The sequence below is a fragment of the Halomonas sp. SCS19 genome, assembly GCF_040147015.1.
Taxonomy (GTDB): Bacteria; Pseudomonadota; Gammaproteobacteria; order Pseudomonadales; family Halomonadaceae; genus Halomonas; species Halomonas litopenaei.
The window spans coordinates 2186641-2199629 of sequence record NZ_JAMSHN010000001.1 but is presented as its reverse complement, the minus strand read 5'-3'; the positions used below and the strand labels follow the sequence as shown (position 1 = coordinate 2199629).

The window sequence follows — 12989 nt, the reverse complement described above, 5'->3', positions numbered from 1 at the left end:
CATCCTATAGCGCCGGGGCGACCACCCCATGGGACTGGAGTGAGGGGAGCAGACGACTGACGCTGCGGGCCAGGGTGTCGATATCGTGGGCCGCCGCCGAGGCTGGCGCGTAGTCGAAGATCGACTGCTCACAGGCCAGCGCCTCGGGAATCGCCTCGTCACGATGCACGTTGCCAAGCAACGGACTGCCCAGGCGATCCTGCAGGAAGTCGGCCACGTCGCTGGAAAGCCTGCGGCGTCGATCCACCTGATTGATGATGTAGTAGGGTCTGACACCAGGCCCCATGAAGTCACCGCCTTCGATACGCGGCAACACCGACAGCGAGGCACTGTCGGCCAGCAGCACCGCCACCTGGATGGCATCGGCAGCGCCCATGGCGGTTAGGCTCGGCGACGGCCCAGGCGGTAGATCCGCCAGCACCACACAGCGTGGCTCGTTCAGCAGAGGCCCCAGACGCTGGGCCACCGCTTCGGGGTGCGCGCTGAGCCAGGACTCGAACGCCAGGCGCTGGGCGTCGCTGACCTCACCATAGGGCAACAGCTCGATACCGCTGGCACTGGGCACCAGCAGGCGTCGCCAGTCATCGATCTCCACGGCCTGGGCGACAAAACCTCGCCCCTCGCCGAATCCCAGCCCGAAGTGCAGTCGCAGAGCGTTCTGCACGTCGAAGTCGATGACCACCACCCGGTGCCCGAGACGCTTGAGGGCGTGAGCCAGATTGGCGGTCAGCGTTGTCTTGCCGACGCCGCCCTTGGGCGACGACAGGGAAACCAGATTCATTGAGAGATTCGTTTGAGCAGAGGTTTCAGCGGCGTTTCCTTGCCGGTAGCGGCCTCGGACGACGCCTTGTCCGAGGCACTGCGAAACAGATGGCCAAAGCGCCCGGCAGGCGGCACACGAGCCTCCCCCGGAGGCGAGGCCTCGCCCACGCTCAAGGCGTTGGAGGCAGGCGCCTGGTGCTCGACCCGCCGCCCAGCGGGGGGCTCGCTACGCTCAGCGACGGCAGAGGGGGCGGGCCGGGCGGCAGGACCAGAGGCAGGCTCAGGTGCCGGGGCTGCGGGAAGCTTTTCCAGCGTCGCCCAGGCCTTCCCCTTGCGCGCAGGGGCCACCTCGGCTGCCGTTTGCAAGGGCTCTGGGCGAGCACCTGGCTCGGCGCGTGACGGCCTGTCACCAGGATCGACGTCGTGGCCCGAGAGCTGGCCAAGCAGCCCCCAGCGTGGCTGCCCCGACTCCTCATTGGTGCGACCAAACGCCTGGTAGCCTGCGGTATCGGAACCGGTCTTGCGCAGGAAATCCTGGATATCGTCCGAGGCACTCATCTTCCGTCTCCAACGGGCCAAGGCACACGACTCCCCTGCCTCGTCCGTCAAGGAACCGGCGAGAGCGTACGCGGAAAAGACGCTTCGACCAAAGAAGCACATATCGACCAAAGAGGCATATTACTACCACTTTTGTGCCGCTACCGCAGCAAGCGATCTCTCAACGCGCCTTGCGACAATTGCCTGATTCCTCGTCACTTCTCAAGCATAGCCACGCCACAGCCTGCCTGCAGACGGACCAGCGGCCGCGCAGCAAGCAAACAAAAACTCAGGAAAATGATTGAGAAACCTTCGGGATCAGGACAGCCAGGGATAGGGCGCCGCCAAGGGCCACAGCCCACGGGACACCTGAAGCCACAGAAAGAAAACGATCGATGTGGCAAAAAAAGCCGACCCGAGCCACGGCCCGGATCGGCATAAAATTCTAGATCACAAACACTACTGTGCCAGGGCAGCAACCAATGCCTGCTCCCAGCGCGCGTCGCGCTGGCCACACACGACAAAGAACGGATTGAGCAGCGACTCACCACGATTGCAGCGCAGCGGCTCCAGGGTCCCTGCGTCCAGCACCTGTCCACCGGCGGCGGTGACCACCGCCTGGGCAGCGGCGGTGTCCCACTCGCAGGTCGGTGCCAGGCGCGGGTAGAGATCGGCCTTTCCCTCCGCCACCAGGCACAGCTTCAGCGAGCTACCCATCGAGGTGCACTCGGTGGCCGGCAAGCGTGCACAGAAAGCCTCGAAGGCCTCGGCACCGTGGCGGCGGCTGCCCACCACCACCCAGGGGGCCTCGGCGGGGTCCGGCAGTTCACGCGCATGGATCGGCTGGCGCGACTCGCCCTCGGATCGCCAGGCGCCATTGTCCTGATCACCGAACCAGGTCACCCCCAGCACCGGCGCGTGGACCACCCCGAGCACCGGGACGCCATGCTCGATCAGCGCCACATTGAGGGTGAATTCACCGTTGCGATTGACGAACTCCTTGGTGCCATCCAGCGGGTCCACCAGCCAATAGCACGACCACCCAAGACGTGTCTCGGTCGCGATCTCCCCGGATTCCTCGGACAGCACCGGCACCTCCGGCGTCAGTCGTCCCAGCAGCGCCACCAGGGCGTGGTGGGCGGCCAGATCGGCCTCGGTCAATGGGCTATCGTCGTCCTTGTGCTCGACCTCGAAGTCGCGCTGATAGATCTCGAGCACCAGTCGACCGGCCTCTTCCACGCCGGCGACCAGGGCATCCTTGTGTTCACTGCTCAGAGAAACGGGCACGCAAGACTCCTTGATATAAGGCCCGATCGGGGTCGACACGACGGGCCGATACACAGTACCGGGAAGGCCAGGTCTTCCCGGAAATCGATGGTGCCAAGCTTAGCGTGAGTGGCGTATCGAGCGCAGGGCTGCAAGCGGATCGGCACGGGTCCGACGCCGCACCCTCAGGACGAGATCAGCGGCAGCCACAGCCATAGTGCCAGCAGTGCGGCCAGCAGTACCGGCGGGGTCAGCTTGAGTCCGACCTTCATGTACTGGCCCCAGCTGATGTGGGTGCCCTTTTCCGCCAGCACGTGCAACCACAGCAGGGTGGCCAGGCTACCGATGGGGGTGAACTTGGGCCCCAGGTCGTTACCGATGACGTTGGCGTAGATCATCAGCTCCCGGGTCAGGTCGCCGACCTGGGCCTGGTCGATGGCGAGTGCCCCCACCAGGGTGGAGGGCATGTTGTTCATGATCGAGGCCAGCAGCGCCGAGGCCACACCGGTACCCAGCGTCGCCACCAGGGTGCCCTGCTGGCCGAGCCAGGTCAGCAGGGCGCTGGCATCCTCGGTCAGCCAGGCGTTGCCGAGCCCGTAGACCACCAGGTACATGCCTACCGAGAACAGCACGATCTGCCACGGCGCGCCCTTGAACACCCGCGACAGCGAGATCACCGTGCTGCCCCCGGCCTGGTGCCAGCGGCCGGCCAGGGCGACCAGCACCAGCGCCGCGCTGCCGGTCACCAGCGCCACCGGCACGCCCAGCGGCGCGGTGACGAAGAACGCCACCAGCAGCGTCGCCAGCACCGGGAAGGCGGCGCGGAACACCAGCGGGTCGCGGATGGCGTGGCTCGGCGCCTCGAGGCGTTCGACATCGTACTGCTCCGGTATATCGCTGCGAAACATCCAGGTCAGCACCAGCAGGGTCGCTGCCAGCGAGACCAGATCCACCGGCACCATCACCATGGCGTAGTGGTTGAACGAGATATCGAAGAAGTTCGCGCTGACGATATTGACCAGGTTGGAAATGATCAGCGGCAGGCTGGTGGAGTCGGCCACGAAGCCGGTGGCGATGATGAAGGCCAGCGACGACTGGGGCGAGAACTTCAGGCGCAGCAGGATCGCCATGACGATGGGGGTCAGCAGCAGCGCAGCCCCGTCATTGGCGAAGAAGGCCGCGATCACCGCCCCCAGCAGCACGATCAGCGGAAACAGGCGGCGTCCGTTGCCACCGCCCCAGCGCGCCACGTGCAGCGCCGCCCAGGAGAAGAACCCGGCCTCATCGAGGATCAAGGAGATCAGGATCAGGGCGACGAAGGTGAAGGTCGCGTCCCAAACGATGTCCCACACCACCAGCACATCGGGCAATTGCACCACCCCGACGGCCAGGGCCACCACGGCGCCCCCCAGGGCGCTGGTACCGATACCGAGGCCCTTTGGCTGCCAGATCACCAGCACCAGGGTCACGACGAAGATGGCGAATGCCAGCATGGAAAACTCCCTATCAGAGACTGTCCTGATTGACCCGCAAAGACACCTGCTCGGCGCTTTCGACCCGCTCGGAGTAACGCTGGGTCAGGTAACCGTCACGGCCACGGTTGAGCCAGGTGAACTTCATCAGCTCCTCGCACACGTCGACCACGCGCAGATACAGCGGGGACAAGCGCATCCGCCCCGCCTCATTGAATTCGTTGAAGGCCTTGGGCACCGACGATTGATTGGGGATGGTCAACATGCGCATCCAGCGCCCCAGCTGGCGCATCTGGTTCACCGTGTTGAAGCTCTGGCTGCCACCACACACCTGCATCAGCGCCAGGGTCTTGCCCTGGGTCGGGCGAACCCCGCCGAGTGACAGCGGAATCCAGTCGATCTGGGCCTTCATCACCGCCGTCATCGCACCGTGGCGCTCGGGACTGACCCACAGCATGCCCTCGGCCCAGCTCGCCAGATCGCGCAGCTCGGCGATCTTGGGGTGGTCGGCCTCGGCGCCATCGGGCAGCGGCAGCCCCTGGGGCGAGAAGGTACGCACCTCGGCGCCGAAGGCCGCGAGCAAGCGCCCGGCTTCCTCGGCCAAGTGCCGCGAGTAGGAACGTTCGCGCAGCGAGCCGTACAGCACCAGGATGCGAGGCGCATGGCGTGGCGCGCTGGGTGGGGCCAGCTCGTCCACGGCGATGGGCCGCCACAGCTCCGGGTCGATGTTGGGCAGGTCCTTGAGCAGGGTATCGGGGGTCATGTGCGGTTTGCCTCCAGCGTGACGGTTTCGCCGTCTTCCTTGGTGAAGCTGTCGCCCTCGATGGCCGACAGCGGCGCCTCGACCAGCGCCAGTACCCGCTCGGAGGGACGGCACAGCGCGGCGCCCCTGGCGGTCACCACGATGGGTCGGTTGATCAGGATGGGGTGAGCCATCATGGCGTCGATCAAGGCCTCGTCGTCGAGGCGGTCATCGCCGAGGCCCAGCTCGTCGTAGGGCGTGCCCTTCTGGCGCAGCAGTGCCCTGGGCGTGATGCCCATGGCCTCGATCAGCTCGACCAGGCGCTCACGGCTGGGCGGCGTCTTCAGGTATTCGATGACCTCGGGCGATTCGCCGGAGGCCTCGAGCATGGCCAGCACGTTGCGCGAGGTGCCGCAGGCCGGGTTGTGGTAGATCAGCGTCATGGAGTCTCCGGGAGGCGCTCTTGGCTGTCGTGGCTGTCGTGGCTCTCGTCACTACCGAGGCTGTCGTGGCTCAGCAGGTCCTGGTGTCGTCACCGGTGCCGGGGCCCAGCAGGTCGGCCAGGGGGTTGCACACCTCCGGCCGGCTGGCGCAGCAGTCGCGCACCAGAAAGTCGAGGGTGGCCACCATGTGCGCCAGGTCCGCCCGATAGACGATGGAGCGGCTTTCCCGGCGCTGGCTGACCAGCCCCGCCCGGCTGAGCACGCCAAGGTGGGCCGACAGGGTGTTGTGGGGCACCTCCAGGCGGCGGGCCAGCTCGCCGGCAGGCAGGCCTTCGGGCTCGTGGCGCACCAGCAGGCGAAAGGCAGCGAGCCGGGTAGGCTGAGACAGTGCGGCGAAGGTGTCGAGGGTCGGTTGCAGATCGTCTTTGTCCATATGTCCGGAATTATGGACATATTGATGTGCGGGTCAAGTACTTCTTGATCCAGGGCATCTCGCTTGCTGTCACCCTGGCCAAGAACGACAAAGCGGCGACGTCCAGGGAAGGACGCGCCGCTTTTTGGTTGAGGGGGCTGTCACACGACGACGATCGAGTCGTGCTACCTGCACGCTATACCAGCGCTACATCGACCCTACATATAGTTGAACAGCGACAGGTCGCGAATGCCGATAAAGGCCTGCTGGGCGGCCTGCATGCCCACCTGACGCATGCTGTACTCGGAGATCGCCTGGTTGTAGTCCAGATCGACCAGGTCCGACATGGTCTGGGCGTAGTTGAGTTCGCGGTTGCCGCTGACCGAGTCGATCACGTCCAGCTCGTTGAGCCGCGCGCCGACCGAGGCCCGCTTGGTCAACACGTTGTCGAGGCTGGCGTCCAGCTCGCGCATGGCGCCGTTCAGGGTGTTATGCAGCGTCGCCTGCTTTGCGGGGGTGTCGGCGGGGGCTTCCAGCACCGACAGCACCTTCTCGAAGGTGGTGAAGACGTTGGTGTTCATGGTGTCGGCGGGACCGAAGGTCACGCTGTCGCCGGTCGCAGGCGCGCCTTCAAGCTCCAGGCGCAGGCCACCCACCTCGACGCTGGTGCCTTCGGGGTCGTAGGGCTGATCTTCCAGGGCCGCACCGGCGCTGACCCAATTGCCGCTGTCGTCCTCGACCATGACGCTGTAGGTGGGAGCGTCGTCGGTACCACCGAACTCCACCTGGTAGCGCTTGCCGTAGCCGGCGTCGCTGTTGTCGACCACATCGGGGCCGGCAAAGGTCACACTGCCGCTGTTGTCACCCTGCTCGGCCACGTAGCCCGCGCCGCTGGGCACGCTGGTGAAGATGTCGGCGCCGGTATCCCCCACCGACATAAGTCGCGAGGCGTCCACCTGCTGCTCGCGGACCTTGTCGGCGCCCACGTACTCGATGCCGTTGCCGCTGTCGGTGAAGGGCTCGGCGCCATCGGCGTAGCCACCGAACAGGTAGCGACCGTTGCCATCGGTGGCGTTGGCCTGACCGATCAGCGTCTCGTAGACGCCGCGCAGTTCACTGGCGATGGACTGCCGGTCGGCATCGCTCAGGGTGTCGTTGGAGGCCTGGATCACCAGCGCCTTGGCGCTGGCCAGGGCGTCGCTTGCGCTGTTGAGCACGCTTTCTTCCTGGGACAGGGCGTTGCGCGCGCTGACCCGGGCGTCGGTGTACTGCTGGGTCACCGCCTGGGCCTGGCTGACCGCCACCGCCCGGGACGCCGCCTGGGGGTCATCGGAGGGATTGACCACCCGCTTGCCGCTGGCGAGCTGCTGGCTCAGGTGAAGGAAGTCGGACTGCTGACGGTTGAGCGAGCTGACGCTCTGGTCGTACATGGTGACGGTGCTGATACGCATGCTCTGCTCTCCTTAGCCGCGCAGTCCGAGGATGGTGTCGACCACCGAGGTGGCGGTGTCGATGACCTTGGCGTTGGCCTGGTAGTACTGCTGATAGCGGATCAGGTTAGCCGCCTCTTCATCCAGGTTGACCCCGGACTCGGACAGCTTCACCGCGCTCAACTGCTCGGTCAGCCCCTGCTGGGCTGCCAGGTTGACCTGCACCACGTTGGTACGGTTACCCACGTCGCTGACCATCGAGGCGTAGGCCTGGCTCAGGGTGGCACTGCCGCCCACGCTCATCTCGTCCTGCAGCTTCAGCAGGTCCAGGGCGTTCTCGTTGTCGCCGCTGGCGCCGGTTTCCCCGGCGGCGGCGATCTTGTCGGGATCGCTGATGGCGGTTTCGAAGCCGCCCGCGGCGCGGCGTACCGGCTGCACCTCGAAGCGATCGCCGTCGGCCAGGGCGCTGGGGTCATCGATGGCGAGCGTCACGCCGCCGAAGGTCAGGGTGTTCTCGGTGGCGTCGAAGCTCGCGTCCACCGCCTCGCCGGTGTCCTTGCGGGTGACCTCGAAGGTCGGCGGCGATGCCGAAGCGTCGCTGACCTTGACCTCGTAGTCGGCCGCCTCGAGGTTTTCGATCTTGTCGATGTTGAAGCTCGCGGTGACCGTGGCGCCGCCGCTGTTGGCGTCGTTGGCAAAGACCCGCGGTTCGCCGATGTCGAACATGTCGCCACCGCTATTGCCATCCAGATCGTAGCCATCGGCGTGCTGTTTATTGAAGGCCACCGCCATGGACACCGCCAGCTGGCCGATCTGGTTCTGGGTGCGATCCAGGGTCTCGGAGCGGAACTGGATCAGCCCGCCGAACGAGCCACCCTGCAGGCTGTCCTCGTCGAGTCGCTGCAGGCCGCCGCCGGGGTCCTGGTAGCCCACCACCACCCGCTGGGGATCGCTGGCCGAGGCCACCGCCTTCAACTGGTAGGACTCGGTGCCGGCCACCAGCGGCTGTCCGCCGGGCAGGCTGACCCGATAGGAAGAACCGTCCTGTACCGTCAGTTCCACCCCGATACGCTCGCTCATCTCGGTGACCAGCTGGTCACGCTGGTTGAGCAGCGCGTTGGGGGCCTCGCCGGTCTTGGCCTTGGCCAGGGAAATCTCGCGGTTGAGCGAGGCCAGCTGCTCGCTCTGGTTGTTGATCTGGGTGATCTCGTCGCGGATCTGGCTGTTGATGCCATCCTGCATATCCTGCAGGTAGCTGTCGAAGGCGCGGAACTGGGCGCTCAGGGTGTCCGCCGCGCCCAGCACGCCCTGGCGGGCGGCAGGGTCCGAGGGGGCCGAGGCCAGGTCTTCCAGCGACGAGAAGAAGTTCTGCATCAGCGGCGCCAGACCGGCGTCCTGATCGGCCAGCAGGCTGTCGATCTGGTTGATCTGGGTCTGGTAGGCGTCCAGCGCCGAGCTTGAGCTCACCGCACCATTGAGCTGGTCGGCCACGTACTGGTTGAACTGACGCTCGATGTCGTTGACCTGGACGCCCTGGGTCCCGCCGCTGCCCTCGCCCAGCACCGTGATTTCGCGGTTGTAGCCCGGTGTATAGACGTTGCTGATGTTGTTGCTGGTGGTGGTCAGGGCGTTCTGGGCGGCATTCAGGCCGCTCAAGCCGATGGAGAACATGCTCATGGTGGAATTCCTTTCGCCGATAGCCTGTTTATCGGCCGAATGGCCGCTGGCTTGAGAGCCTCGGTACCGCAAAAACCATTAATTTTCCGGGCGACTAGGCGCTGTCCGAAAAGTCGACGAGCGAAGGTTAGACAAGGCAAAAATCGGTGAGAAAGCGCAGTTTACGGGGTGTAAATGAGCATTTTGATCCGATTTTTAACGCCGTATTACCGAGCGCAGGCACTTTTCAGACAAGCCCTAGAAGACCTGGGTGGGGTTGGCGCTTATATCCGCCCTGGCCAGCCAGTCGCTGCCACGCTTGTCCGTGGTGGAAGCGGCATCCACCTTCTCGGCGGCACCGGTAGGCGATGCGCCGACATTCGCGGGTCGAGCCTCGCCGGCCGCCACGCGGGTGGCGCCTGCGCCGTCATCGATCGGGCCGAAGGTGTGCATCACCGCGATCAGCTTGGCGGCGTAGGCCGGGTCGGTGGCGTAGCCGCCCCGCTGCAGCGCGTGGGCTGCGGCCTCGGCGTCCGGCGCGGTGGTGACCTCGGCGTAGCGGGCGTTGTTGCTGATCAGCCTGGCGTAGTCGGTGAAGGCTTCCTCGAACGAGCCGTAGACCCGGAAGTCATCGCGAATACGCTGGCGCTGGCCGTCTTCCACCTCGTGGGTGGTAATACGGGTGGTGGGGCCGTCCCAGCTACTGCCGGCCTTGATGCCGAACAGGTTGTGGCTGTTGTTGCCGTCGGCGGTGGCGATCTCGTGACGGCCCCAGCCGGTCTCCAGCGCCGCCTGGGCCAGGATCAATTCCGCCGGCACGCCGGAGGCGCGGCTGGCGGCCTGGGCCGGGGCGGCCAGCTTGTCGAGGAAGGCCTGGACGTGGGCCGGGGTGTCGCGGGCCTCGCGCCCGCTGATGCGCTCCTCGGCCTGGGCGGTGGTCATGCCCTGGCTGACGGCGCCCAGCTCGTCGAGGAAATTGGTCGGCGCCTCGACCTCGCTGTCTGTCGGGGCGTCCGCTCTCAGGGCGTTGGACAGCGGACGCGGAGTGCCACGGGGAATCCCCGCGATCAGTGCCTCGACATCCTTGGCCTGGCTGGCCTCGGGGCCACGTAGCTGGGCCATTAGCTGGTCGGCCAAGCCGATGCCGCGGCTGGCCATGGTCTGGGACCACTGCTGGTCGAGCAGCGTCTGGTAGAACTGGGTCTGCTTCGAGTCGGTCAGGCCAGAAGACGGCACGGCGTCGCGCATGCTCTTCATCATCATGTTGATGAACATCGCCTCGAACTGGCGCGCCGCCTCCGCCGCTGCCGCCGGGTCCTGCTGGCGGGCGCTGGTCTTGAGTCGCGCCAGCCCCTGCATGTCCAGCGCGAAGCCGGCCTGGCCGACGCTGCCGGTGGCCCGGCTGGCGCCGGACAGGGCAGAACCCGAGAGTCCGGTCATGGGCCCCGAAGCCAGCCCCGATGAAAGATCCGAGATAGCCATCAGATGATCTCCAGCTCGGCTCTGAGCGATCCCGCGGCCTTGAGCGCCTCGAGGATCGACATCAGGTCGTTGGGGGTCGCGCCGAGGGCGTTGAGGGCGTCCACCACGTCGAGCAGATTGGCGCCTTCGACCACCTGCAGGGTGCCCTGGCCCTCGTCGATGGTGATATCGGAGTCCGGTACCACCGTGGTCTCGCCGCCACGGCTGAAGGGCGCCGGCTGGCTGACGCCGAAGGCGGTGTCGATGACAATCGACAGGTTGCCGTGAGCCACGGCGGCGCGCTTGAGCGTCACGCTGCCGTTGAGCACGATGGAGCCGGTGCGCGAATTCAGCACCACCTTGGCCCGGGCCGGCATCGGGGTGACGTCGACGTTCTCGACACGGGCCATGAAGTTGACCCGAGAGTTGGCGTTGGTCGGCCCGTTCAGGGCGATGACGCCGCCGTTTCTGGCCGAGGCCACCGGGTAGTCGAAGGTGTCGTTGATCGCCCGGACCACGCGCTCGGCGGTACCGAAGTCGGCCTGGTTGAGCTGCAGCTCCAGCACGCCATCACGGCTGCCCAGCGCCAGCGGTACCGTCTGCTCGACCATGGCGCCGCCGGCGATACGCCCGGCGGCCTGGTGGCTGATCTGCACGCTGGAGCCGGCGGACTCGGCGCCGGCACCGTTGATCAACAGGTTGCCCTGGGCCAGGGCGTAGACGTCGCCGTCGGCGCCCTTCAATGGCGTCATCAACAGGGTGCCACCGCGCAGGCTGCGGGCATTACCGATGGAAGACACCACCACGTCGAGGCGCTGGCCGGGCTGGGCGAACGGCGGCAGATCGGCGGTGACCATCACCGCCGCCACGTTGCGCAACTGCATGTTGGTGCCCGGCGGCACGGTGATGCCGAGCTGGGACAGCATGTTGTTGAGACTCTGGCCGGTAAACGGCGCCTGCATGGTCTGGTCACCGGAGCCGTCCAGGCCCACCACCAGGCCGTAGCCCACCAGCTGGTTGTCGCGCACCCCGGCGAAGCTGGCCAGGTCGCGGACCTTCTCGGCACGGGCCAGGTGGGAGAAGGCCGACAGCGCGATCAGCAACACCAGCATCAGGCTGCCGAGGGTCAGGGTGGGGCGACGGGAGACAGGGTTTCTCATCATGCTCGGCCTAGAAGGGGGAAACGTTCAGGAAGAACCGCTGCATCCAGCCCATGTGCTGCGCCTCGTTGATGTAGCCGTTGCCCACGTACTCGATGCGCGCATCGGCCACCGCCGTGGACGGCACGGTGTTCTGGGTGGTGATGAAACGCGGATTGACCACCCCGCCGAAGCGGATGAACTCGGTGCCCTGGTTGATCGCGATCTGCTTCTCGCCGCGTACCCTGAGGTTGCCGTTGTTCATCACCTCGATCACCGAGACGGTAATGGTGCCGGTAAAGGAGTTGTTGGCCTCGGAGCCACCGCCGCCCTCGAAATCTGTATCGCCGTCGATCTCGAAGCCGTAGTCCATCAGTTCCTCCAGGCCTTCCGGCACCTGGGAGAAGGTCAGGCTGGAGCCGCCGTCACGGTCGGCGTTGGAGCGGGAGTTCTTGCTGGCGCTGACCTCTTCGTCCAGCACGATGGTCAGGATGTCGCCGACGCTGCGCGGACGACGATCCTCGAACAGCGGCTGGTAGCCCCGGGCCTTCTGGAAGATCGACCCATTGGCCACCGGCAGCGGCCGATCGGGGATCTCGATCTGCTCCTGCTCGCCCACCACCGAGGCGTGGGGAATCTGGGCGCAGCCGGCAAGCGTCAGCAGCACCAGGGCCAGCGCCAGCGTCGCCAGGCGCAGAACAGCATGAGCCCCACCGTGTGGCGCGCCAGATGATGAGGTCGTGTCAGGGTGCATGGCCGTCTCCAGTGCCACCGCGGAATTTATTATCAGAGTCGTGACTAGGCGCTATCCGAAAAGGGTCGATGAGCGCAGGCACTTTTCAGACAAGCCCTAGAGTTGCGCCAGGCGTGCCAGCATCTCATCACTGGTCTGCACCGCCTTGGAGTTGATCTCGTAGGCGCGCTGGGTCTGGATCATGCTGACCATCTCCTCCACCACATTGACGTTGGAGGTCTCCACATAGCCCTGCAGCAGTCGGCCGGCACCGTTCATGCCCGGCATCAGTTCGTTGCGCGGCCCGGACGAGCTGGTCTCGAGGTACAGGTTGCCGCCGATGGACTGAAGGCCGGTGGCGTTGACGAAGGTGGAGATGGTGATCTGGCCCACCTCGTCGGACTCGCTGGTACCGGGCTGGGTCACCGAGACCACGCCATCCTCGCCGATGTCCACCGACAGGGCGTTGTCGGGGATGATGATGGCCGGCTCCAGCGGATAGCCGTTGGCGGTGACCATCTGGCCGTTCTCGTCGAGCTGGAAGCTGCCGTCACGGGTGAAGGCGGTGGTACCGTCGGGCATCAGCACCTGGAAGAAGCCCTTGCCGTTGATCGCCAGATCACGCGAGTTCTCGGTGGCCTCGAGCCCACCCTGGGTGTGCAGGCGCTCGGTGGCCACCGGACGCACGCCGGAACCGATCTGCATGCCCGAGGGCAGGCGGTCCTGGACGTTGTTCTGGGCGCCGGGCTGGCGCATGTTCTGGTACAGAAGGTCCTCGAACACCGCCCGGGACTGTTTGAAGCCGTTGGTCGAGACGTTGGCCAGATTGTTGGAAATCACGTCCAGCTGGACCTGCTGGGATTCGAGTCCGGTCTTGGCCGTCCACAGCGACTTGATCATGGTTCTTCTCTCCCTCGGTCAGGAGGATCCCCTGAC

Annotated in this window: 13 protein-coding genes; all 13 read right to left on the bottom strand. The window is 65.9% G+C overall.

Annotation, left to right across the window (positions count from 1 at the left end):
• Positions 1-4 precede the first annotated feature (4 nt).
• On the bottom strand, positions 5-781 hold the full coding sequence (gene bcsQ, locus NFH97_RS09590; protein WP_045994298.1) for a cellulose biosynthesis protein BcsQ: 777 nt from the start codon (positions 779-781) through the stop codon (positions 5-7).
• The gene (bcsO, locus tag NFH97_RS09585) at positions 778-1320 is read right to left on the bottom strand and encodes a cellulose biosynthesis protein BcsO (protein ID WP_349624743.1); all 543 of its coding nucleotides are present in this window, start codon (positions 1318-1320) and stop codon (positions 778-780) included. Before bcsO ends, bcsQ begins: the two co-directional genes overlap by 4 nt.
• Before the next feature lie 438 nt (positions 1321-1758).
• Positions 1759-2586: a 3'(2'),5'-bisphosphate nucleotidase CysQ gene (gene cysQ / locus NFH97_RS09580; protein ID WP_349624742.1), complete on the bottom strand. Its 828-nt coding sequence runs from the start codon at positions 2584-2586 to the stop codon at positions 1759-1761.
• 164 nt (positions 2587-2750) lie between these two features.
• Positions 2751-4058, bottom strand: a complete 1308-nt coding sequence (locus tag NFH97_RS09575; protein WP_349624741.1) for an arsenic transporter — start codon at positions 4056-4058, stop codon at positions 2751-2753.
• Positions 4059-4071: 13 nt separating this feature from the next.
• Entirely contained in the window at positions 4072-4800 is a 729-nt protein-coding gene (gene arsH / locus NFH97_RS09570; RefSeq protein WP_349624740.1) for an arsenical resistance protein ArsH, read from the bottom strand.
• Positions 4797-5222 (bottom strand): arsenate reductase (glutaredoxin), encoded by a 426-nt coding sequence (gene arsC, locus NFH97_RS09565; protein ID WP_124804612.1) that lies wholly within the window; start codon positions 5220-5222, stop codon positions 4797-4799. The genes arsH and arsC overlap by 4 nt, the downstream gene beginning before the upstream one ends.
• A gap of 70 nt (positions 5223-5292) precedes the next feature.
• Entirely contained in the window at positions 5293-5655 is a 363-nt protein-coding gene (locus NFH97_RS09560; RefSeq protein WP_108132057.1) for an ArsR/SmtB family transcription factor, read from the bottom strand.
• A 197-nt stretch (positions 5656-5852) separates the two neighbouring features.
• Entirely contained in the window at positions 5853-7085 is a 1233-nt protein-coding gene (gene flgL, locus NFH97_RS09555) for a flagellar hook-associated protein FlgL (RefSeq protein WP_349624739.1), read from the bottom strand.
• Between the two features lie 12 nt (positions 7086-7097).
• Entirely contained in the window at positions 7098-8741 is a 1644-nt protein-coding gene (flgK, locus tag NFH97_RS09550; RefSeq protein ID WP_349624738.1) for a flagellar hook-associated protein FlgK, read from the bottom strand.
• 237 nt (positions 8742-8978) lie between these two features.
• Positions 8979-10079, bottom strand: coding sequence for a flagellar assembly peptidoglycan hydrolase FlgJ (gene flgJ / locus NFH97_RS09545; protein WP_349625498.1), 1101 nt, complete (start codon positions 10077-10079; stop codon positions 8979-8981).
• Between the two features lie 122 nt (positions 10080-10201).
• Positions 10202-11293 (bottom strand): flagellar basal body P-ring protein FlgI, encoded by a 1092-nt coding sequence (locus tag NFH97_RS09540; protein ID WP_274601887.1) that lies wholly within the window; start codon positions 11291-11293, stop codon positions 10202-10204.
• A gap of 58 nt (positions 11294-11351) precedes the next feature.
• Entirely contained in the window at positions 11352-12074 is a 723-nt protein-coding gene (locus NFH97_RS09535) for a flagellar basal body L-ring protein FlgH (RefSeq protein ID WP_045992589.1), read from the bottom strand.
• Between the two features lie 96 nt (positions 12075-12170).
• A complete protein-coding gene (flgG, locus tag NFH97_RS09530; protein WP_045992588.1) occupies positions 12171-12953 on the bottom strand; it encodes a flagellar basal-body rod protein FlgG in 783 nt (260 codons plus the stop codon).
• Positions 12954-12989 lie beyond the last annotated feature (36 nt).

Bases quoted from the DNA above. Each gene is read 5' to 3' on its own strand.
- bcsQ (WP_045994298.1), bottom strand. From the start codon at position 781: ATGAATCTGGTTTCCCTGTCGTCGCCCAAGGGCGGCGTCGGCAAGACA.
- bcsO (WP_349624743.1), bottom strand. From the start codon at position 1,320: ATGAGTGCCTCGGACGATATCCAGGATTTCCTGCGCAAGACCGGTTCC.
- NFH97_RS09575 (WP_349624741.1), bottom strand. From the start codon at position 4,058: ATGCTGGCATTCGCCATCTTCGTCGTGACCCTGGTGCTGGTGATCTGG.
- arsH (WP_349624740.1), bottom strand. From the start codon at position 4,800: ATGACCCCCGATACCCTGCTCAAGGACCTGCCCAACATCGACCCGGAG.
- arsC (WP_124804612.1), bottom strand. From the start codon at position 5,222: ATGACGCTGATCTACCACAACCCGGCCTGCGGCACCTCGCGCAACGTG.
- NFH97_RS09560 (WP_108132057.1), bottom strand. From the start codon at position 5,655: ATGGACAAAGACGATCTGCAACCGACCCTCGACACCTTCGCCGCACTG.
- flgL (WP_349624739.1), bottom strand. From the start codon at position 7,085: ATGCGTATCAGCACCGTCACCATGTACGACCAGAGCGTCAGCTCGCTC.
- flgK (WP_349624738.1), bottom strand. From the start codon at position 8,741: ATGAGCATGTTCTCCATCGGCTTGAGCGGCCTGAATGCCGCCCAGAAC.
- flgJ (WP_349625498.1), bottom strand. From the start codon at position 10,079: ATGCAGGGGCTGGCGCGACTCAAGACCAGCGCCCGCCAGCAGGACCCG.
- NFH97_RS09540 (WP_274601887.1), bottom strand. From the start codon at position 11,293: ATGCTGGTGTTGCTGATCGCGCTGTCGGCCTTCTCCCACCTGGCCCGT.
- NFH97_RS09535 (WP_045992589.1), bottom strand. From the start codon at position 12,074: ATGCACCCTGACACGACCTCATCATCTGGCGCGCCACACGGTGGGGCT.
- flgG (WP_045992588.1), bottom strand. From the start codon at position 12,953: ATGATCAAGTCGCTGTGGACGGCCAAGACCGGACTCGAATCCCAGCAG.